Annotated in this window: 17 protein-coding genes and 2 pseudogenes; 11 read left to right on the forward strand and 8 right to left on the reverse strand. The window is 63.8% G+C overall.

Annotated elements, in window-relative coordinates:
• Positions 1–120 precede the first annotated feature (120 nt).
• A pseudogene (locus NKH42_RS19355) lies at positions 121–860 on the forward strand (SDR family oxidoreductase).
• Positions 861–884: 24 nt separating this feature from the next.
• Here the strand turns inward: NKH42_RS19355 and NKH42_RS19360 are convergent.
• Positions 885–1,748 (reverse strand): annotated as a pseudogene (locus tag NKH42_RS19360) (LysR family transcriptional regulator); the annotation flags it as partial.
• A 101-nt stretch (positions 1,749–1,849) separates the two neighbouring features.
• Positions 1,850–3,055, reverse strand: coding sequence for a multidrug effflux MFS transporter (locus NKH42_RS19365; protein ID WP_023676705.1), 1,206 nt, complete (start codon positions 3,053–3,055; stop codon positions 1,850–1,852).
• Between the two features lie 167 nt (positions 3,056–3,222).
• Here NKH42_RS19365 and NKH42_RS19370 point away from each other — a divergent pair, with 167 nt between their 5' ends.
• The 4 genes from NKH42_RS19370 (at position 3,223) to NKH42_RS19385 (ending at position 5,040) form a co-directional block, all read left to right on the forward strand.
• Complete coding sequence (locus NKH42_RS19370) at positions 3,223–3,906, forward strand: TetR/AcrR family transcriptional regulator (RefSeq protein ID WP_352752509.1); 684 nt, start codon at positions 3,223–3,225, stop codon at positions 3,904–3,906.
• A gap of 134 nt (positions 3,907–4,040) precedes the next feature.
• Entirely contained in the window at positions 4,041–4,577 is a 537-nt protein-coding gene (locus NKH42_RS19375; protein ID WP_254818944.1) for an SspB family protein, read from the forward strand.
• Between the two features lie 18 nt (positions 4,578–4,595).
• Positions 4,596–4,799, forward strand: a complete 204-nt coding sequence (locus tag NKH42_RS19380; protein WP_352505635.1) for a DUF4169 family protein — start codon at positions 4,596–4,598, stop codon at positions 4,797–4,799.
• 19 nt (positions 4,800–4,818) lie between these two features.
• Positions 4,819–5,040, forward strand: a complete 222-nt coding sequence (locus NKH42_RS19385) for a ribbon-helix-helix domain-containing protein (protein WP_254818946.1) — start codon at positions 4,819–4,821, stop codon at positions 5,038–5,040.
• Positions 5,041–5,043: 3 nt separating this feature from the next.
• Here NKH42_RS19385 and NKH42_RS19390 read toward each other — a convergent pair whose 3' ends face one another.
• Positions 5,044–6,837 carry a chloride channel protein gene (locus NKH42_RS19390; protein ID WP_352753563.1) on the reverse strand — a complete coding sequence of 598 codons (1,794 nt, stop codon included), beginning with the start codon at positions 6,835–6,837 and terminating at the stop codon, positions 5,044–5,046.
• 154 nt (positions 6,838–6,991) lie between these two features.
• Here NKH42_RS19390 and NKH42_RS19395 point away from each other — a divergent pair, with 154 nt between their 5' ends.
• The gene (locus NKH42_RS19395) at positions 6,992–7,429 is read left to right on the forward strand and encodes a MarR family winged helix-turn-helix transcriptional regulator (RefSeq protein WP_352687624.1); all 438 of its coding nucleotides are present in this window, start codon (positions 6,992–6,994) and stop codon (positions 7,427–7,429) included.
• 11 nt (positions 7,430–7,440) lie between these two features.
• Here the strand turns inward: NKH42_RS19395 and NKH42_RS19400 are convergent, their stop codons facing one another.
• Both NKH42_RS19400 and NKH42_RS19405 read right to left on the reverse strand, forming a co-directional pair.
• Positions 7,441–11,547, reverse strand: a complete 4,107-nt coding sequence (locus tag NKH42_RS19400) for an AsmA family protein (RefSeq protein WP_352974357.1) — start codon at positions 11,545–11,547, stop codon at positions 7,441–7,443.
• 96 nt (positions 11,548–11,643) lie between these two features.
• Positions 11,644–13,059: an FAD-binding oxidoreductase gene (locus tag NKH42_RS19405; RefSeq protein WP_352752505.1), complete on the reverse strand. Its 1,416-nt coding sequence runs from the start codon at positions 13,057–13,059 to the stop codon at positions 11,644–11,646.
• 119 nt (positions 13,060–13,178) lie between these two features.
• On the opposite strand from NKH42_RS19405, the gene NKH42_RS19410 reads away from it, so the two are divergent.
• Together NKH42_RS19410 and NKH42_RS19415 are read left to right on the forward strand one after the other, a co-directional pair.
• A complete protein-coding gene (locus NKH42_RS19410; RefSeq protein WP_352644658.1) occupies positions 13,179–13,664 on the forward strand; it encodes a thioesterase family protein in 486 nt (161 codons plus the stop codon).
• Positions 13,665–13,828: 164 nt separating this feature from the next.
• The gene (locus NKH42_RS19415; protein WP_352466944.1) at positions 13,829–14,026 is read left to right on the forward strand and encodes a hypothetical protein; all 198 of its coding nucleotides are present in this window, start codon (positions 13,829–13,831) and stop codon (positions 14,024–14,026) included.
• Between the two features lie 260 nt (positions 14,027–14,286).
• On the opposite strand, the gene NKH42_RS19420 is transcribed toward NKH42_RS19415, so the two are convergent.
• The gene (locus NKH42_RS19420; RefSeq protein WP_352752526.1) at positions 14,287–14,766 is read right to left on the reverse strand and encodes an Lrp/AsnC family transcriptional regulator; all 480 of its coding nucleotides are present in this window, start codon (positions 14,764–14,766) and stop codon (positions 14,287–14,289) included.
• Between the two features lie 90 nt (positions 14,767–14,856).
• Here NKH42_RS19420 and NKH42_RS19425 point away from each other — a divergent pair, with 90 nt between their 5' ends.
• Positions 14,857–15,765, forward strand: a complete 909-nt coding sequence (locus tag NKH42_RS19425) for an EamA family transporter (RefSeq protein WP_352752503.1) — start codon at positions 14,857–14,859, stop codon at positions 15,763–15,765.
• Here NKH42_RS19425 and NKH42_RS19430 read toward each other — a convergent pair whose 3' ends face one another.
• Positions 15,766–16,665 carry a dienelactone hydrolase family protein gene (locus NKH42_RS19430; RefSeq protein ID WP_352752501.1) on the reverse strand — a complete coding sequence of 300 codons (900 nt, stop codon included), beginning with the start codon at positions 16,663–16,665 and terminating at the stop codon, positions 15,766–15,768.
• 271 nt (positions 16,666–16,936) lie between these two features.
• On the opposite strand from NKH42_RS19430, the gene NKH42_RS19435 reads away from it, so the two are divergent.
• A complete protein-coding gene (locus NKH42_RS19435) occupies positions 16,937–17,086 on the forward strand; it encodes a hypothetical protein (RefSeq protein ID WP_352687615.1) in 150 nt (49 codons plus the stop codon).
• Positions 17,087–17,095: 9 nt separating this feature from the next.
• Complete coding sequence (locus tag NKH42_RS19440) at positions 17,096–17,527, forward strand: hypothetical protein (protein ID WP_254818955.1); 432 nt, start codon at positions 17,096–17,098, stop codon at positions 17,525–17,527.
• A 10-nt stretch (positions 17,528–17,537) separates the two neighbouring features.
• On the opposite strand, the gene NKH42_RS19445 is transcribed toward NKH42_RS19440, so the two are convergent.
• Complete coding sequence (locus tag NKH42_RS19445; protein ID WP_352752499.1) at positions 17,538–19,850, reverse strand: glucose/quinate/shikimate family membrane-bound PQQ-dependent dehydrogenase; 2,313 nt, start codon at positions 19,848–19,850, stop codon at positions 17,538–17,540.
• Positions 19,851–19,982 lie beyond the last annotated feature (132 nt).

Genomic DNA, 19,982 nt, shown 5'->3' on the forward strand with positions numbered 1-19,982 from the left:
GGAATCTCCGATGGCAGCATTCGTATCTTCCTGTTTCCCTTCTCTCATGCCTTTGCGGGACAAGGCCTCAGTTTCTCGCCGCGTGTGGTCATGCCCGGCGAGCTACCTGATGGAGACAAGATGAACCAGGAAACCACACCAAAACACGAACGCATCCTGATCGTTGGCGGCAGTTCCGGCATGGGGCTTTCGCTGGCCAAACAGCGGCTTGCCGCCGGCGCTGAGGTTACGATCGTCGGCCGCTCCCAGGACCGGTTGTCGGCCGCACGGCAGCGCTTGCCTCACCCGGAAAGGCTGAGGACGATCGCAGCCGACGTCACAAGTGAGGACGAGGTCCGACGCCTGTTCCAGGATGTCGGTACGCTCGACCACATCGTCTCGACCGCCGCCGACGTCACCGGCGTCTATGTATTGCTTCCCGAGATGGACATCTCCTTGGCGCGGGAAGTGATGGATTCCAAGGTCGTCGGACCGCTTCTTCTTGCCAAACATGGCGCGCCTCGTCTGACGCCCAGGGGATCGATCACGCTGACCTCGGGCATCGCCGCCTATCGTCCGGCGGCGAAAGGCTCGGTGGTGGCAGCCGTTAATGGGCCCTTGGCTCACTCGCCTACGCGCTTGCCGTCGAACTGGCGCCGATCCGCGTCAACGTCGTCTCGCCGGGCTGGGTCGACACGCCGATTTGGGATGCCGTCGCCGGCAGCGGAAAGACGGCTGCGCTGGACGGCATGGCAAAGCGCCTGCTCGTCGGCCGGATCGGGCAGGCAGCCGACATTGCCCAGGCCATCACGTCCCTGATGCATAACGGCTTCATCACCGGAACGGTGCTTCATGTCGATGGTGGCCAGCGGCTGGTCTAGCGATGGCCAAATTTCGCGAACCATTGCGAGGAACAGCCGCAGCACCGGCGCTTGAATGCGCCGGTGGCGCCATATCATGGTGACTGGCGTCACCGCGCTGCTTCCGGCCCAAGGCAACACACCGATATCGGCGTCGGCCGCGGAAGTCACGAGACGCGGAACCAGCGCGCATCCAAGACCGGCTGCAACAAGGCCCCGTATCGCACCCATGCTGGCGAACTCGCCGACGAGTTTTGGACGGTCAGGCAATGTTGCGGCAAAGGTTTCGTCGAACATCCGCCTATAGACGCAACCGGGCTGGGTGACGAGGAAGGCCTCGTCAGTCAGGTCGTCGGACCTTATGGCAGAATATCCGGCCAACCGGTGATTTGCCGGCATTATGACGACGAGCTCTTCCTCGGCTATCTGCTCGCTTCGCAGATCCGGCGCCGCCGCCGGGACGGCTCCGAAATGGAACGATACGTCCAGCGCCCCGCTTGTCACGCCGGCACGCAACCCACTGCTATCGTTCGCCCTGAGGTCCAGTTCCACATCGGGATGACGCCGATGGAATTCCCCCAGCAAAGCCGGCAAGCGTGTCGAGCAAAGCGTCTCCGGGCCACCGACCGTCAGGCGACCGGCAACCGTACCGCTCGCGTCGGCGACAGCGGAACGGGCTTCGTCCGCAAGGTCGAGGAGATCGTTTGCGTAGTCCAGCAGGCGCTGTCCTGCCGCCGTCAGCTTCAAGCCACGCCGTGACCTGTCGAACAGCGACGTGCCCAGATCGGCTTCCAGCGCCTGGATCTGTTCGGTCACGCTCGATTGGGCAAGATGAACCCGCTCGGAGGCGCGCGTGATGTTCAAGGTGGTGGCGACCGCCACGAAGGTCTTGAGATGTCTAAGCTGCATGTCTTGAACCCGTCGTATAGGTATAGGCTGCTTTGAACCGGGACCGCAAACGTGAAAAGGCCGGGAACATGGCCCGGCCTTTTTGCCTCGATAGGTGAAGCTTATTCCGCCGGCGCTTCCGCAACGTCCCGGCTGCGGCCGAGTGTTATCTTGGCCAGTGTGAAGGAGATCGCCGCGCACAGCGTGATGCCCGCCACCATCGGCAGCGGCGTGCCGTCGAAAAACACGCCGGCGACGCCCATGGCGACCGCGCCGATGGCGAAGTGCAGCGTGCCCATCAGCGCCGAAGCGGTGCCGGCGATCTCGCCATGCTCTTCCATGGCCAGCACCGACGTTGTCGGGATGACCAGGCCGAGAAAGCCGTAGCCGATGAACAGCAGCGCCGCCATTACGTCGAGCCGGTCGACACCCGATGCCATCACCGCGAACAGCACCACCATCGTCGTCGCATAGCCGGTCACCGCGACGCGCACCACACGCTGCAGCCCGAACCGCTCCGATAGCAACCCGGTCAGCTGCGACATGCCGATGAAGGCAACCGCATTGATCGAGAAGAACACGCTGTAAACCGAAGGCGACAGGCCATAATGGTCGATCAGAATGAAGGACGAGCTCGACAGATAGACGAAGAAGCTCGCAATGCCGAAGCCGGCGATGGCTGTCAGGCCAAGGAAGTTGCGGTCGCCCATCAGGAAGCGGTAGCCGGAAAGTGCCGTCCCAAAGGACGAACCGGCGCGCTCTTCGACCGGCCGCGTCTCCTTGAGAGAGGTCGCCAGCAGGATGGTGGCGAGCACGGCCGCGCCCGTCACCGTCCAGAACACGGCGCGCCAGCCGAAGTTCTCGATGATCTGGCTACCGGTCAGCGGCGCCAGGATCGGCGACACCGAAAACACCAGCATCAGCAGCGACATCAACTTGGCGGCCTCGGTGCCGGTATGCAGGTCGCGAACGATCGCGCGCGGCACGGCCATGCCGGCGCTGGCGCCGAGCCCTTGCAGGAAGCGGAAGGCGATCAGCCATTCGATCGAGGGAGCCAGCGCCGAGCCGACGCCGCCGACCATGAACAGCGCCAGGCCGCCGTAGAGCGGCAGCTTGCGGCCGACCATGTCGGAGATCGGTCCGACGACGATCTGGCCGAAGCCCATGGAAAGAAAGAAGATCAGCAGGCTCATCTGCACCGCGGCAGTGCCGGCATGCAGATCCTCGCCGATTGACGGCAGGGCCGGAAGATACATGTCGATGGCAAACGGGCCGATCGCGGACAATAGGCCGAGCACGACCGCAATGCGGAGGAATTTGGCGTTCATGATAGCAGGCTCTTTCGAATTCTGGTTGCCGCCGAGGACCGGCGCGTAACCCTAGGACGTTCCATCCCGTGGAGTTCCGACTCTTCTGCGGAACGAAACTCCCTTCGTGCTGTCCACAAATTTAGACAGGCTTGTCTAATTCGTCAACCACCTCTATATAGTTTTGCATGAAGGCCAACGTTTCTCCTGACATTTTCCCGCCACGGGGCCATGAGGCCAAGCGGATGTCGATTGTCGATGCCGCCACCTCGGTCTTCTGCCGCGAAAGCTTCGCCGGTGCCAATATCGACATGATTGCCGCCGAGGCCGGCGTCTCCCGCCAGACCATCTACAATCATCACGGCGACAAGGAAAAACTCTTCGTTGCCATCGTCCGCGACCTCACCGAACGTTGTAACGCCGGCATCTTTGCCACGATTTCCACTTTTCCCGATCAGCCGAAGGATCTCGAGGCCGACCTCATCGCCTTTGCTGTGCGGATGAATCACAACTGCATCTGCAACCGCGACGGCAAATTCCTGCGCAAGCTGATCCAGACCGAGGGCGGGCGCTATCCCGAGTTGTTCGCCGAATGGCGCGAAGAAGGACCGGGCAGGACATGGCCGGCGATCGCCGCCCGCTTCGCCCGCCTCGCTCATGCCGGCTTCCTTGATATCGACGATCCCGATGTCGCAGCGCGCCAGTTCATGGCGCTTGCCAATGCCGAGTTGCAGACGACGTTCATGCTCGGCGGCACACCGACCGAGGACGAGGTGGTGCAGTCGGCGACAAATGGCGTGCGCACCTTCCTGCGCGCCTTCCGCAAGCGGCAGCCTGTGGCTCGTAAACAGGGCGCGCTCGCCAGCGCTTGACGATCAAAGCCGTTTGACGATCAAATCGTCGCCAATGGGCTTCGCTTCCGCACGCAGGCGATCTATATCCGGTTTACGCCGCGCTCAAGCTTGATTACAGCTATCAGGACGATTCAACGGAACCCGACAGCCACATGGCCGACGACCACATCCGCTACGACATTCTGGCCCAGGAGGCGTTGCGCGGCGTCATGCGCAAAGTCCTGGCCGAGGTCGCGCGCACCGGTCTCCCGGGCAACCATCACTTCTTCATCACCTTTCTCACCGGCGCGCCGGGCGTGCGCGTGTCGTCGCGGCTGCGCGAGCGCTATCCCGAACAGATGACCATCGTCATCCAGTTCCAGTATTGGGACCTGAAGGTGAGCGACACCGGCTTCGAAGTCGGGTTGTCGTTTTCCGACGTGCCGGAGAAACTCGAAATCCCGTTCTCGGCAGTGCGCGGCTTTTACGATCCATCCGTCAACTTCGAGCTCGAATTCGACGTCAAGACCGATACCCCGGCGGAACAGGAGACAAAGGCCAAGCCTGCTCCCGAGCCGCTGGCCATCGTCGCCGAGAAAAAGCCTGAGACGAAGAAGAAAAACGCTGAGGTGGAAAAGAAGCCTGCCGCGGCCGACGCCGGTGCCAAGGGCGCCGACGTGGTGTCGCTCGACGCCTTCCGCAAGAAATGACCCGACGGGCGGCGTGACATGGCCGAGATCGTCAATCTCCGTCAGGCACGCAAGCAGAAGGCGCGAACCGAGAAGGAGCGCCTGGCCGAGCAGAACCGGGCGCTGCATGGCCGTTCCAAAACCAGCCGGGATCGCGACCGCCTGATCGCCGGCAAGGCCGATAAATTCGTCGCCGGCCATCGCCGCGAAAAATCGGGCGATTCGGACAAATCCGATGCTTGAATGTGAATAGGATCGTCGCGTGAGCCCGGTCGAAAAGCGCTCGGTCACGATTCGCGGCCACCGCACCAGCTATTCGCTCGAAAAGCCTTTTTACGACGACCTGATCGCTATTGCGGCCGTGCGAAAACTGACGCTCGCCGCGCTTGTCGCCGAAATCGACGAGAGCCGCCCGCGCGATGCGAACCTCTCCTCGGCGCTCAGGCTCTATGTGCTGGATTGGGCCAAGCGCGGCAAGTTTTAGCCTTCAGGCAACGCTATCCTGTTTCCTGCGCCGGATACGGAAGCCCAGCAAAGCCGAGCGGTCGCGTTCTTCGGCCTGTTTCTTCGATCTGACGCGCATCAGGTCCTTCCAGCCGACATAGCCCACAAGCCGGGCATTTTCTCGCGTGACGACCGGCAAATGGGACACGTTCGCCATCAGCAGCTTGTCGGAGAGGCCCTCGAGATACTCATCCGGATAGGCCAGCGTGACCTTGCTGCCGGCCAGCAGTTCGCCAAGCGTCGTCGTGCGGTGCTTGCCGGCGCGTCTCCAGCGCAGGATCGCCGGCGGGTCGATGACGCCGAGCACGTGGCCCTGTTCATCGACGACCGGAAAGCTCGGATGCCGTGTCTCGGGCGCCGTCAGGAACGCGGCCGCGCCGTGCAGTGTCATTGTCGCCGGCACACTCTCGACCTCGCTGGTCATCACCTCGCGCACCCTGGTCAGGGCGAACGGATCGACACGGTATTCGCGAATCATGTGATGCCCTCGCCGTGCGATTTTTTCGGTGAGGATCGAACGCTTCATCAACAGCACGGTCACCGCATGCGCAGTGGCAGTTGCCGCGATCAGCGGCACCAGGACATGGGTGTTGCCGGTCAGTTCGACCGCAAAGAAGGTGGCGGTTAGCGGCGCACGCATGGTGCCGCCCATCGTCGCCGCCATCGCCAGCAGCGCCCAGAAGCCCGGATCGGCGGCCGGCAGGAAGCCGGCGAGGACCGCGCCCATCGCCCCGCCCATGATCAGCAGCGGCGCCAGCACACCTCCCGACGTTCCCGAGCCGAGTGCGACCGACCAGATGATCGCCTTCACCACCAGCAGGGTGAGCGCAGTGGTCGCTATGATGCGGCCATCCAGCATGTCGGCGATATTGTCATAGCCGACGCCGAGCGCCTGCGGCTCGATCAGCCCGCCAATGCCGACCACCAGGCCGCCGAGCATCGGCCACCACATCCAGTGGATGGGCAGCTTCTGGAAACCGTCCTCGCAGGCATAGACCATCTGGGTCAGCAACCCCGATAGCAGCCCGGCTGCCATGCCGACCAGCACCCAGCCGGCAAGGGCTGGAAATGAAACCTCCATGCCGCCCTGAAACGGGAAGATCGGCCCCGGCAGGTGCAGCATGGTGCGCTCGACCTCGGCAATAACCGCGGCGACCGCTACGGGAATGAAGCTGCGCGGCGTCCATTCGAAGAGCAGCAATTCCACCGCAAGCATGATGGCAGCGATCGGTGTTCCGAACACGGTGGTCATGCCGGCCGCCGCACCCGCCACCAGCAGCGTCTTGCGTTCATTGTCGCTGACCGGCAGCATCTGCGCGATCAGCGAGCCGATGGCGCCGCCGGTCATGATGATAGGCCCTTCCGCGCCGAATGGCCCACCGGTGCCGATCGAGACTGCCGACGACAACGGCTTCAGGATTGCCACCTTGGCGTCGAGCCGCGAGCGTCCGAGCAGGATCGCCTCGATGGCTTCGGGAATGCCATGGCCGCGAATCTTGTCGCTTCCGAAGCGAGCCATCACACCGATGATCAATGCCCCGATGACCGGAACAAATACCGAGGCATAGCCAAACGGCGTATCCTGCAGTTTCAGGTCGGCGAGCGTGAACTGGCCAAAATAGGCGATGTTCGTGGCAAGCCGGATCAGCTTCAAAAGGGCAATGCCGGCAAACAGCCCCACCGTCGCCACCACCACCGCTATGCCGGCAATGAGCAGCACCCGGGCATCGGTGGTAAAATCCCGCAGATGGCCCGGGTTGGCGTGATCGGACTTCATTTGCAAACCTTGCTTTCTGACGGCATGCCGACTTGCGGATGGGTCGCCGGCCGTGCCACCGATGATGGCGGGCACGAGCCATGTTGGTGCGTTCTGTATCGTAACACGATATAAATGTTCAAGGCCCGTTTGCGGCTTTGTCGGAAAGGATTCGATGGCAGACACTTCGAAGCCACAAAAGCGCGGCGCAACGATCGGGCCGGCCGATTACCAGAGGCTGTCCGAATTTCGTTACCTGATCCGCCGCTTTCTCGAATTCAGCCAAATCCAGGCGCAGGAAGCCGGCCTGACACCACGCCAGCATCAGGCCCTGCTTGCGATCAAAGGGTTTCCCGGCGGAGGGCCGGTGACCATTGGCGACCTCGCGGAGCGCCTGCGCATCCGCCATCACAGCGCAGTGGAATTGGTCAACCGTCTTTGCGAAGCCGGGCTCGTCGCGAGGGAGCACGACGAGGAGGACCACCGCCGCGTGCTGCTGCGGCTGACCGAGCGCGCCGACGACAGTCTCGCCGATCTGTCAGCCGCTCATCTCGACGAACTCGGGCGGATCGAGCCGATGCTGAAGCGCTTGCTTGCTGGACCCGATATATAAAGGATACGCCGTCACCCGCCATTCAGCGATTTTAGCAGATCGTCGATCGACGAGGGATCGAACTTGAGCTTTGGCGGGGGCTGCACTGGCGGTGGCACGTTATTTGTGGCCGGTGGCGCCCGTTCCGCTCGCTCCGCCGCGGCCTTGCGTTCGGCGTCGAGCCTTGCCTTCTCTTCCGAGGCGATCCGCAACGCCTCTTCCGCCCTTTGGCGTTGCTGTTCTTCGGCCTGCGCGGCTTCCTCGGCAGCCTGTTGCGCCGCCTTGGCTTTGGCTTTAGCATCCGCTTTGGCCTTTGCAGCCGCCTCGGCTTTCGCCCTCGCCTCGGCTTCGGCCTTCGCTGCTGCATCCGCCTTCGCCTCGGCTTTCGCCCTCGCCTCGGCTTCGGCCTTCGCTGCTGCATCCGCCTTCGCCTTGGCTTCGGCCTGCGCCCTGGCCTCCGCTTCGGCTTGGGCCTGCGCCTCGGCTTCGGCCTTTGCCCTGGCGTCCGCTTCAGCCTTCGCCTTGGCTTCAGCCTGCGCCCTCGCCTCCGCTTCGGCTTGGGCCTGAGCCTCGGCTTCGGCCTTTGCCCTGGCGTCGGCCTCAGCCTTCAGCCGCGCCGCTTCCTCCTCCTGCTTGCGCCGTTCCGCCGCCGCTCTTTCACGCTCGGTTTGCAAGGCAGCGTAGTAGCGCACCTCACGCCGCAGCCTTTGTTTCTCGAGCAGTGCGGCTTGCATGGCTTCGACTCGCTGCTGCTCCTTTTCCAGCGCACGCTGGGTCAGGAACTGGGCCAGCGGCTCGCTGTCGAACTGCCGTTTGGTGGCGCCGAACGGACCGTCGACGCTGAAATTCAAAATCGGTTCGGAGCCGACCAGCGCCTCATCGCCGGGTCGATAGGCGATCTCGCCCTTGGCATCGACGGTGCTGGTGTTCAGATCGGCGGTGATGTCGGCGGACAGCGTCGCGCCCGGGCTTTCCAATTTGACCGGCGGTGCTCTCAGCGTGCCGCCGGCGATGGTGAAGGCAATATCGGTGTCCTGCGCCGGAAAACTGCCCGCCGCGGCGATCTGCGGCACAAAACCGGCAGTCTTCGATGCGTCGATATCGCGCCCGATCGGGTCGGCCTTGGCAATAAGTGCGCCAAAGGCATCGGGATTAAAGCCGGCAATAGTCATACCCTTCAGCGTCGCCGTGCCGGAACCGGACAGCGCCGCGACCATCGCGTCGACCGATTTGCCGCTGGTCGAAAGCGCCGTCGAGAAATCGCCGCTTCCGCTGATGCCGGCCTCCGGCAGCACAGCTGTCAAATCGGAGCCGGCGAGTTTCATCTGACCGGAGAAAAGCCCGGTGCCGTCATTGTTCTTGAGCTCGAACAGGCCACTCAACTCGCCCCCGAGGAATTTTGCCTTGAGGTCGGAAACACGGATGCCCTCCTGGTCGAGCTGCAGCGAAAGCGCAGCGTCATAGGCGGTGGCAAGCGGGCCAGCGGCAAGCGACGCCGCCGTCAGATCGAGATCGACGGTAAATGGCAGACTGGATTTCTGGCTGAACGGTGCCGTCGGCCAGGTCCTGTCATTGACAAGGAAAGCCTGGTCGCCGAACAGCATCACCGCCATCGGATCGAGGTCCAGCTCGTCCAGCGACAGCGCGCCGGCAAGATGCGGCAGCCCCTCTTTGATGTCGATATTTACGTCACCGGAAACCGCCGCTTCGTTGACGGCGCCGCTGAGTCCGCTCAGCACCAGGAGACCATTGCCGTAGTCGGCATCGGCAGCAAGCGACGTCGACATGCCGGTCTCCATGCCGGGCAGGCCGACGCCGGTCGTCATCAGCCATGGCGAGATGTCGGCCGTTTCAAGGCTGACCTTGCCCTTGGCGGCCGCGCCCTGAGGCGTGTCGGCAATTGTCCCGTCGAAACCAGCTTTGAAGTCATTGCCGGCCAGGCTGAATCGTGTCGCCAGGCCGCCGCCAAGCGTGCCTTTGGCCGAGACGTCGGTGGTCGCCTCGCCGAGCATGCCGAGCGGCAGTGCCGGCAGACCGTAAAGCGCCAGAAGCGCGGTGGCGTCGGCGTTCCTTGCGTTGAAGGTCAGCGTCACCGGCGCTTCGAGAGGCCGGTCGAGCGCCCCTTTGCCGGACAACGACGCCGAAAAGGCCGAGCCACCGGCCTTGCCCTGTGCGCTCATGGCCAGTCCGGTCGTACCATCGCCATTGTCTGCGGCACTCGTGACCGCGTCGATACGCGCATCCTGGAACAGTTCGGGATAGGCAGCAGCGCGCTCCGCCAGCCACTTCAGCACCGCATTGTCTGGATAATGCTGGACGGCGACGTCGATCAGCGGCTTGAGGTCGACGGCGACCACCGAGGCGTCGAGCTTGCCGGTCGGGCTCGCCGGGAAATCCTTGATCCGGCCGGTGGCGCTGATCGAGGCGCCGGCAAGTCCGCCGACCGACAGGCGGTCGATCTCAAGCAGCCCCTCACGCAATCTAAGTGCAGTATCGACGCTATCGGCGGTCAAGCCGCCGGCGCTGACCGGCCCGGCCTTGATCTGGAAATCGAGGTCGCGATCGGAAAAGCGGTTGGCGCCCTTGTCGCTGACGAAGATCGAGGCGAAGGCAGCGAGCCCATCGACGTCGAGTTCGCCACCTTCGAGTTGCATCAGCACCGATGGACGGGTTTCGTCGGGCTGGTTGGAATCGATGCGGCCGGAGAACTTCGCCTTGCCGAGGATGAGTTCGAGATCGCTGAAGGCCTGGTGTTTTTCGCTCAAATCCACCTTGGCCTTGAAGCCGGCGGCCGGCAAACGGCGGATCGCCTCGTCGACGTCCTTCGACAGCCAAGCGGCAAAGCCGGAGGGCTGCGCCACCGCCAGAAGCAGCGATCCGGTGAAACCGAAATGGTCCTCGACGCTGACCATGCCATTGGCTTCCAGCTTGGCGCGGCCGGGCAGCGTGGCGGCCAGCGATTTTACCGCCCAGCCGCCTTCGGCCGGCTCGGCGGACAGATGCACGTCGCGAACCGTGGTGTCGCCTGCGACCACCGCCGGCAGTTTCACCTCGACCGTGCCCGGTATGGTCGGCTTCGGCAGATCGAGCAGCGCCTGCTCGAGCGCCGCCACCCGTTCGGACAGCGTCAATCCGGCCCCGGCCGCCGCCCCGACGGCCTCGTCGAACTGCACCTGCGCGCCATTGGCCTCGATAGAGAAATGCGGCTTCAGCCCAAGGTCGACCGCAGCCTTGCCGTCGGCGGTGTAGGGATTGTCGAGCGGCCCGGTCTCGAAGCGGAATTCGTCGACGCCGAGCTTCTGGTGGTCGAGCGAAAACTTGCCGTTCAGCCTGAAGCCCGGGTCCGGTTTGCCGGCGCGGACCTTCAGCGCCTCGCCGCCGGTGCCGCGCGGCCGCGCCGCGGTCCGGTCTGCACCCGATATCTTGAACTGGCCCGAATAGACGGCGGCCCCCTCGACGAGGCCCACATTGCCGTCGGTCTCGATGACCAGCGGATAGGCATCGGCCTTGAGCCTGAGCCGCATTTGCCCGTCCGGTTCGGCCCTGCCGGTGGAAGCGGCGATCGTGGTCCGCAACCCGTCCAGCAACAGTGAGCCGTCCAGCCGCCAGGGGCCGGCCAGCGACTTGGCTGAGATCGTTGAGTTGATCTCGGAAATAAGATGGCTGCGCCCGCCGGCGGCGTGGCTGAGCGCGATCTGTCCTTCCGTCACCGTCAGCTTCTCGATGGAGATCTGGCCGGGATCGAAAGGCGAGGATGGCCGTATAGTCCAGTCGACCGTGCCGTCGGCGGCGATGTCGATCGTCGCCTTCGGCCGCACCAGCCGCATGTCGAAGATCAGCACTTCACCGCGCAGGAATGGCGCGAGTTCTGCATCCATCGAAAAGGTTTCGACGGTCATCGCCGGCTGGCCGTTGGGGCCACCGGCAACGGCGACGTTGGAAAAGGTCACCGAGGGAAACGGCAACAGCCTTGCCGTCGCATCGCCTTGCACGGTCACCTTGCGGCCGAGGACGGCACTCGCCTCGCGCTCGAAATCGACACGGTAACCCGTCCAGTCGACAAAGTACGGCACCACCAGCGCCGCACACAGCACCAGCACAAGAAGCCCACCGAAGATCACGAACAGGCGTGCGAGCATCAGCTCCTGGATAGTTTTGGTTGAAAGTCAGTGGCACTCTACCCGCATCAGCGTGTCGATAAAGAGGCAAATGGGGGCACGGCAGCGGCCTGAGGATCAGTCCTTTCCAGGCAATATCTTGCCCGGGTTCATGATGTTCAGCGGGTCGAGCGCCTGCTTGATCGTGCGCATGATGTCGACGCCATGGCCGAGCTCGTGCCGCAGGAAGCCGATCTTGCCTTGCCCTATGCCATGCTCGCCGGTGCAGGTGCCGTCCATGGCGATGGCGCGCATGTTGAGCCGCGCCACGAATTTTTCCGCCAGCGCGATCTCCTTCGGATCGTCCACGTCCATCAGCACCAGCACATGGAAATTGCCGTCGCCGGCATGGCCGACGATCGGCGCGATCAGGCCCATCTCGGTGATATCCGCCTCGGTCTCGGTGACACATTCGGCAAAGCGTGAGATCGGCACGCAGACATCGGTCGAGAGGCCCTTGGCACCCGGCCGCAGCGTCAGCGACGACCAGTAGGCATCGTGCCTGGCCTTCCACAATTTCGTCCGCTCTTCGGCGACGCTGGTCCATAGGAACGGACCGCCGCCATTTTCCTCGGCGATCATGCCGAAGGTTTCGGCCTGCTCGGCGACGCCGGCATCGCTGCCGTGGAACTCGACGAACAGGCACGGGCTCTCGGGATAATCAAGCTTCGAATAGGTCTTCATCGCCCGCATCTGCAGCGCGTTGACCAATTCGATGCGCGCCACCGGAATGCCCATCTGGATGGTCGCGATCACCGCATTGCACGCCGCCTCGACACTGGGGAACGGGCAGACGCCGCCCGAAATCGCCTGCGGAATGCCCTGCAGCTTCAACGTCAGCTGGGTGATGATGCCGAGCGTGCCTTCCGAGCCGATCAGCAGCCGTGTCAGATCGTAGCCGGCCGAGCTTTTCTTGGCGCGCTTGCCGGTCGTCACTGCCTCACCGTCGGCCATCACCGCGGTCAGCGACAGCACGTTTTCGCGCATCGTGCCGTAGCGCACGGCGTTGGTGCCCGACGCCCGCGTCGCCGCCATGCCGCCGAGCGAAGCGTTGGCACCCGGGTCGATCGGAAAGAACAGGCCGGTGTCGCGCAGATGCCGATTGAGGTCCTCGCGCGTCACGCCGGGCTCGACGGTGCAATCGAGGTCCTGCGGATTGACTGCAATGATGCGGCTCATGCGTGACGTATCGAGCGAGATGCCGCCGCCCGGCGCGTTGGTGTGGCCTTCCAGCGAAGAGCCGATGCCGAAGGCGATCACCGGCACGCGATGTGCCGCACACGCGCGCACGATCTCCTGCACCTCCTGCGTGGTCTCGGCAAAGGCGACGCCGTCCGGCGCCTGCGTCGGAATATAGGTCGTGGTGTGCGCGTGCTGGGCGCGGATCGCCTGGCCGGTCTGGAATCGCTCGCCGAGCCGCTGCTTGAGGATGCCGAGCACAGCAGCGATGCCTTCTTCGTTGCGCTCGACCGGATTGAGGTCGCTTAGAGCCATCGATTCCTCCGCGAATGGACCAGCGTCCACCCTTGTTCTGCATCTAGGGATGCGTAGTCTCACCAACCACGCTCTGTCCAGTCCACGCTCATCCCGGCATGACGAGAAGGAAGTTTCCGATGCCCATCCCCGCCCCTTTCGTCTCTCGCGCCATGGACATCGAGGAGGCTTGGATCGACTACAACGGCCATCTCAACATGGCCTATTACAACGTGCTGTTCGACCGGTGCTCCGACGAAGCCTTCGAGATGATGGGGATGGGGCCGGACTATGTAAGGGAACGGCGGCTGACCATCTACACCGCGGAAGTCCATGTCTGCTACGTCCAGGAATTGCATCTCGACCACAAGGTCACAGTCTCGTTCCAGTTGCTGGACCATGACGAGAAGCGGCTGAGGGCCTACCAGGAAATCCGCCATCTCGACGGCTGGCTCGCCGCCACCTCCGAAACGCTGTCGCTGCATGTCGACATGGCTGGCCCGAGGGTCGCGCCCTTCCCCGCTGACGTCCTGGCCAGGGTGGAAGCGATGCGCGCCGCCCATGCCGCCCTGCCGATGCCGGAGCGCGCCGGCCGCTCGATCGGTATTCGTCGTAAGCCGGCTTGAACCAAGAGAGCGCTTGAACCACGGGCCAACCGCCGTTAACCTTACCGAGGTTTTAACGTGAACAAGCCGAATTGAGACGTTGAACGACTCAGCGCGGCGTTGGAAAACCATCCGCATCGAATTGCGATACGGGCGGCGGAGCAGCAGCGGTTCGGGGAACGTGCATGAAAACCGACATCAAGGTCGAGGCGGACAGGCTGGCGGCTGATCCACGCATCACCGACTATGATTTCTGGCGCTCGCTGAAGAACCTCAACAACGAGATCTTCCACATCGCCAACAACAACGAGCCGATTCCCTTCGCCATGATCCGCTGGCGCGCCATCCTGAAGCAGGCGCGGATCAAACGCGGCCACGCCTGAACGGTGCGGGAAGAAACAGACCGGCCGTCCGGTTTGCATTTCTGGAACGTTTGCGCTGCCCCTTATCCGGCTGCCGCCATCTTCTCCGCGTATAGTGACGGGGAGAAGGGGCTGGCCGCAGCCTCGGCGCTCTTTCAGCAAACGCTGGCAATTGACGAAACCATTGATGACAGCGTCCGCGAAGTGCCCGGCAGGGCGATGAAGGGGCGGCGCGACGTTTCGAGTTAAGCGGACGACGTGCTGACGAACGACCCCAAGCATCAAGGCTGGCGCTTCACCGCCCCCAGCGGCGAGCGCGGCACCACCGGCGACGACTGGATGATCGCCGTGTTGGTCATCGCATGGGGAATGATCCGGTCGATCACTCGCTCGAGCTCGGCCACCGAGGCGACATGCGCCAGCGCGATGAAGCAGTCCTCACCGGTGACCCGGTCGCATTGGGCGATTTCCGGCAGGTCGCGGATGATTTCGGCCACGACGGCGAGTTGCCCCGGCACCGGCCTGATGCGCAGCCATGCCGACAGGTTCATGCCGAGCGCGGCCGGATTGATACGCACCGTGTAGGCGTCGATCACACCGCTTTCCTGCAGCCGCTTGATACGCTCGGCCACGCTCGGCGCCGACAGGCCGACCGATCGCGCCAGTTCGGCGGTGCTGGTGCGCGCGTCCTTTTCCAGCAGGCGCAGGATTTTCAGATCCGCCGGGTCCAGATCGGTATTTTCATTTCGAAGGCGTTTCAGCGGACAACTCCTTGCTTTCGGAAAGCAAATAGCCGCAATGATCGGCCATCATCCATATCAATGGCAAAAATCGCCTGCGATACTGATCCCATGCAAGATCGGACGCAAGCCCCCGCAGCAAGTCCGGCACTCGCCGGCCTCGCCTTTACCTTGGCAAATGCGGTCCCGCCGCATCTCTGGTTCGGCGTCAGCGCCGTGTTCCACTATCTCGGACCGGCCTTCGCGGTGCTGCTGTTCCCGCATGTCGGCGTGCTCGGCATGGCTTGGCTGCGCATCGCCACCGCGGCACTCGTCTTTGCCCCGTTGACCCGGCCATGGGCGGTCTTCGCCCGCGCCGATCGCTCGACGCGGTTGTTGCTTGTGGCCTTCGGCCTCTGCCTTGGGGTGATGAATTGCTCGTTTTACCTGGCGCTCGACCGGCTGCCGATCTCGCTGGTGGCGGCGATCGAATTCGTCGGCACCATCGGCGTTGCGCTTGTTGGCCTCAGAAGCCCGCGCAATCTCGCCGCCCTCGCGATCGCTGTCGCCGGCACCCTGTTGCTGATAGACGTCAAATGGTCGAGCGATCCCGTCGGCCTGTTCTGGGCCTTCCTCAACGGCACGCTGTTCGTTGGCTACATCGTGCTCGGCCACCGCGTCGCGCGCGGCGGCGCCGGCGATGGCATCGCCGGGCTGGGTGCCGCCATGGCGGTCGCCCTTCTCGTCGTTCTGCCGATCGGTTTCGCCGATGCTCTGCCGGCTTTCTCGGCGCCGCCGCTGCTGCTTGCGGCGGTCGGCGTCGGCATCTGCTCGTCGGTCATCCCCTATATATGCGACCAGCTTGCCATGTCGCGGCTGCCGCGCTCCAGCTTCGCGCTGATGCTGTCTTTGCTGCCGGTCACCGCGACGTTGATCGGCGTCATTGTGCTGCGGCAGGTGCCGAGCCTCACCGACTGCATCGGCATCGCGCTGGTGGTGGCCGGCGTCGCCCTTCACAAACCGGCGCTGGCGCCCACCTGATCAGGCCAGCTTCTCCTTGAGGAAAGCGATCGTCCGGCCCCAGGCGAGGTCAGCCGCCTTCTTGTCGTAGCGGGCCGCCGACGTATCGTTGTTGAAGGCATGGTTGGCGCCTTCATAGACATAGACCGAGTATTCGACATGAGCCGCGTCGAGTGCCTTCTTGAAGGCATCGATGCCGGCATTGGTGCGGGTGTCGAGGCCGGCATAATGCAGCATGAGCGCGGCCTTGATCTTCGGCACGTCCTCGGCCTTTGGCTGCATGCCGTAATAGGCGACGGCGGCGGCGAGGTCCGGCGCGTTGACGGCCAGCATGTTCACCGTGCCGCCGCCCCAGCAGAAGCCGATGGCGCCGACCTTGCCGTTGCCGTCCTTGTAGCCTTTGAGGTAGGCGACCGTTGCCACGGCATTGGCGGCGACCTGTGCTGGATCGAGCTGGGAAAACAGGTCACGTGCCCTGTTTTCGTCGTCCGGCGTGCCGCCGAGCGGTGTCATGAAGTCCGGCGCAAGCGCCACGAACCCTTCTAGCGCAACGCGCCGCGCCACGTCGCGAATATGCGGGTTGAGACCCCTGTTCTCATGCACGACGATGACGGTACCAAGCTTGCCGGTCTGGTCCGCCGGCCTGACCAGATAGCCCTTCATCTCGCCGCCGCTGCCGGGATAGCTGATGTCCTCGCCTTTCACACGCGGATCGTCTTCCGCCACGATTGCCGCCTGGGCCGAGTTCGCCGCCAGCAGCGGCGCGATTGCGGCAGCTGCCGCACCCGATCCGGCAAGCCTGGTCAATTGCTCCATGAAGCGCCGCCGGTCGAGCGTCAGATGCGTATATTCGTCATAGGCATCGATCATCGCCTGGGTAATGACAGGCTTGGCGGCAGTGGGTCCGGCAGGTGTTGTCATGGCGCGCTCCTCGTGGGCCCCCGCGGCAACATAGAGCCGAAGCTTGCCTGGTCCAGTCACGGCTGAGTGAGGCTGCCAAAAGCCCTGCACGACGACCGTGATGCCCGGCGCCGCACTGTCGTTAAATTTTGGTCCTTTGTGGCAATGCTAAATGCATGCACCACGATGTAAAAAGAAGTTACCGGGCTATGCCTCATTCGGGCCATCTGGCGAACGAGAATGGCCATTTGGCGGGAAAAGAATGCGTGATTGACGACGAAGGAATACGCCCATGACCTTTCTCTCCCCGCTTCTGGCAAGTGGGTTCGCCCTCGCCGCCATGGCTTTGCTGGCGCTGCGGTTCACTGCCTTCCCCGCCTTCAAACGATCGTTGATCAAGATCCGCGTCAACCGGCACCCGCCCGCAAACACCAAGGCCTGAGGAAAGATCATGGACGTTCAGGACATCATCAACACCGTCTCCCAGAAATCCGGTCTCAACCAGGCTTTGACGGAAAAGATCGCCGGCACGATTTTCTCGGTGCTTGAACACGAGGCGGAGGGCACGACCCTGTCCAGCTTCTTTGCCAAAATCCCGGGAGCCGACGCCCTGGCCAAGCAATATGATGTCATGGCTCCCGGCGCGGCTTCCGGTGGTGGCCTCCTGTCCTCGCTGGAGGGCGCGCTCGGCGGCGCTCTCGGCGAAAAGACCGGCGCGCTGATCAACGGCGTCGCCATACTCAAGGCATCAGGCCTTACGCTCGCACAGATCAGCCAGGCCGGCACGATGCTGGTCCAGCAGGCCGAGGCAGCAGCCGGCCCGCAGCTGACCAATGAGGTCCTTGCATCGGTACCCGACCTGAAAGGGCATCTCGGGCTCTGAAGGAACTTCTCTATTTCGGCAGCGTATAGGCCATCACATAATCGCCCGGCTTGGTGCCGACCGAGCCGTGGCCGCCGGCAACGATGACGACGAACTGGCGTCCGTCGGCTACCGTGTAGGTCATGGGTGTCGACTGCCCGCCGGCAGGCAGCCGCGCCTGCCAGAGCTGTTTGCCGGTCGTCAGGTCATAGGCGCGCACATAGTCGTCGACCGCCGCACCAAGGAAGGCGACGCCGCCGGCAGTGATCATCGGCCCGCCAATGCCGGGCACGCCGACCTTGAACGGCAGCGGCAGCGGCGTCATGTCGTAGACGGTGCCGTTGCGATGCTTGTAGACGATCTTGCCGGTCCGAAGGTCGGCACCCGCCACATAGCCCCAGGGCGGCGCCTGGCAGGGAATGCCGAGCGGCGACAGGAACGGCTTCAATATCACTGCGTAAGGCGCACCCTCATTGCGGTTCAGGCCTTGTTCGCTGCCCTTGGTGTCACCGGGCGGCGGCACGTCGGCGCGCGGCACCAGTTTGGAGATGAACGCCAGGTATGTCGGCATGCCGAACATCACCTGCCGGACCGGATCGACTGCCACACCGCCCCAGTTGAAGGTGCCGAAATTTCCGGGGTAGATCAGCGAGCCCTGCAGCGATGGCGGGGTATAGCGGCCCTCATAGCGCAACTTGCGAAGCTCGATCCGGCAGGCCAGCTGGTCGAACATGGTAATGCCCCACATGTCGGCGCCGGTCAGCGGTTTCGGACTGAAGCTCAGGTCCGAGAACGGCTGCGTCGGCGAGGTATGGTCGCCCTCGATCGCGCCGCCGGGTGCTGGCACTTCCTTGACCGGAACGATCGGCTCGCCGCTGCGCCGGTCGAGCACATAGAGGTCGCCCTGCTTGGTCGGCCCGACCAGCGCCGGCACCACGCCATTTTCCGTGGTGATATCGACCAGCGTCGGCTGCGCCGGCACGTCCATGTCCCAGAGGTCGTGATGCACGGTCTGCCGTACCCAGCGCAACTGTCCGCTGTTGAGATCGAGCGCGGTGATCGACGAGGAGAATTTCTCGTCATTGGCGCTGCGCCCGGCGCCGAGCTGGTCCGGCGTCTTGTTGCCGAGCGGCACATAAAGCAGGCCGAGCTTTTCGTCGGCGCTTGCCGTCGACCACATGTTGGGCGAGTTGTTGGTGTAGGTCTGGCCCGGCGGCAGCGGCGTCGTCTGGTCCGGATTGCCGGAATCCCAGTTCCACAACAGCGCGCCTGTGTCGGCATCGTAGGCACGGATGACACCGGACGGCTCCTGCGTCGAATAATTGTCGTTGACCGCGCCACCGACGATGATCTTGTTGGCGACGATCAGCGGCGCCGAGGTCGAATAATAATAGCCCGGCTTCGGATATGGCATGTTGGCTAGCAGGTTCAGCGTGCCACCCTCGGCAAATGTGGGGCAGACCTGGCCATTCGCCGCATCGAGGGCGATCAGCCGAGCGTCGGACGTCGGCAGGTAGATGCGTGTGGCGCAGGGCTGGCCGGCGGCGATCTTGGCGTCGGCATAATAGGACACGCCGCGGCAGGTCTGGTGCTGGCGGTCCTTGTTGAGCTTGATCTGTGGATCGAAGCGCCATTTCTCCTTGCCGCTTGCGGCATCGATGGCGATGGCGAAATTATGCGGCGTGCAGATGTAGAGCGTGTCGGCAATCTTCAGCGGCGTCACCTGATAGGTCGTCTCGCCGATGTCGTCGGGCCCTTTCACGTCGCCGGTTTGATAGGTCCAGGCCGGCTGCAGATTGGCGACGTTTTCCGGGGTGATCTGGTCGAGCGGCGAATAGCGCTGGCCATAGGGCGTACGGCCGTAATAGTGCCATTCGCCGGGCGGCACATTGCCGCCGAGATCGGCCGTCGGCGTCACCTTGTCGGTGTTGAGTTGGCCGGCAATATCCTTCGGATCGGTCGTCATCGAATAGCCGGCGACGCCGAGCGATGCCAGCACGGCGAGGATAAGCGGCGCGCGTCCGTCGGGACCGGTAAGCCCGCGCCGCGCCCATGGCGTCAACAGCCATAGCGCGACAAGCACGATGATGCCGCCGCGCGGGCCGAGCTCCCACCAGTCGAAGCCGATCTCCCAGACCGCCCAGGCGAGCGTGCCGAGCACGATCGCCGCGTAGAGCCACAGCGCGGTGGATCTGCGCCTGTAGAGCAGCCAGGCCGCGACAAGGAAAGCTAGACCGGCGATGACGTAATACCAGCTGCCGCCCAGCGTCACGAGCCAGATACCGCCGCCGCCAAGCGCCAGGCCGATGAGGAAAAGGATCAGGGAGGTGATGACCACAGCCAAGACGGTGCTCCTTCGACTGGTGCGCTCCGCGACGCGTCCATGGGCAACCCGGCATTGCGCTCCTGCCCCGAGCACAACTTTCTCCGGCCCGCCTCCCCTGTCAAGCAAGCTCGGCGTTTTGCGGCGCCGGCC

This window comes from Mesorhizobium sp. M1142 (assembly GCF_040318565.1).
Classification (GTDB): Bacteria; Pseudomonadota; Alphaproteobacteria; order Rhizobiales; family Rhizobiaceae; genus Mesorhizobium.

Excerpts from the sequence above, each read along its gene's own strand:
- NKH42_RS19440 (WP_254818955.1), top strand. The coding sequence starts at position 17,096 with ATGGACGTTCAGGACATCATCAACACCGTCTCCCAGAAATCCGGTCTC.
- NKH42_RS19395 (WP_352687624.1), top strand. The coding sequence starts at position 6,992 with ATGGCAGACACTTCGAAGCCACAAAAGCGCGGCGCAACGATCGGGCCG.
- NKH42_RS19415 (WP_352466944.1), top strand. The coding sequence starts at position 13,829 with ATGAAAACCGACATCAAGGTCGAGGCGGACAGGCTGGCGGCTGATCCA.
- NKH42_RS19430 (WP_352752501.1), bottom strand. The coding sequence starts at position 16,665 with ATGACAACACCTGCCGGACCCACTGCCGCCAAGCCTGTCATTACCCAG.
- NKH42_RS19400 (WP_352974357.1), bottom strand. The coding sequence starts at position 11,547 with ATGCTCGCACGCCTGTTCGTGATCTTCGGTGGGCTTCTTGTGCTGGTG.
- NKH42_RS19380 (WP_352505635.1), top strand. The coding sequence starts at position 4,596 with ATGGCCGAGATCGTCAATCTCCGTCAGGCACGCAAGCAGAAGGCGCGA.
- NKH42_RS19370 (WP_352752509.1), top strand. The coding sequence starts at position 3,223 with ATGAAGGCCAACGTTTCTCCTGACATTTTCCCGCCACGGGGCCATGAG.
- NKH42_RS19425 (WP_352752503.1), top strand. The coding sequence starts at position 14,857 with ATGCAAGATCGGACGCAAGCCCCCGCAGCAAGTCCGGCACTCGCCGGC.
- NKH42_RS19405 (WP_352752505.1), bottom strand. The coding sequence starts at position 13,059 with ATGGCTCTAAGCGACCTCAATCCGGTCGAGCGCAACGAAGAAGGCATC.
- NKH42_RS19375 (WP_254818944.1), top strand. The coding sequence starts at position 4,041 with ATGGCCGACGACCACATCCGCTACGACATTCTGGCCCAGGAGGCGTTG.
- NKH42_RS19365 (WP_023676705.1), bottom strand. The coding sequence starts at position 3,055 with ATGAACGCCAAATTCCTCCGCATTGCGGTCGTGCTCGGCCTATTGTCC.
- NKH42_RS19410 (WP_352644658.1), top strand. The coding sequence starts at position 13,179 with ATGCCCATCCCCGCCCCTTTCGTCTCTCGCGCCATGGACATCGAGGAG.
- NKH42_RS19435 (WP_352687615.1), top strand. The coding sequence starts at position 16,937 with ATGACCTTTCTCTCCCCGCTTCTGGCAAGTGGGTTCGCCCTCGCCGCC.
- NKH42_RS19390 (WP_352753563.1), bottom strand. The coding sequence starts at position 6,837 with ATGAAGTCCGATCACGCCAACCCGGGCCATCTGCGGGATTTTACCACC.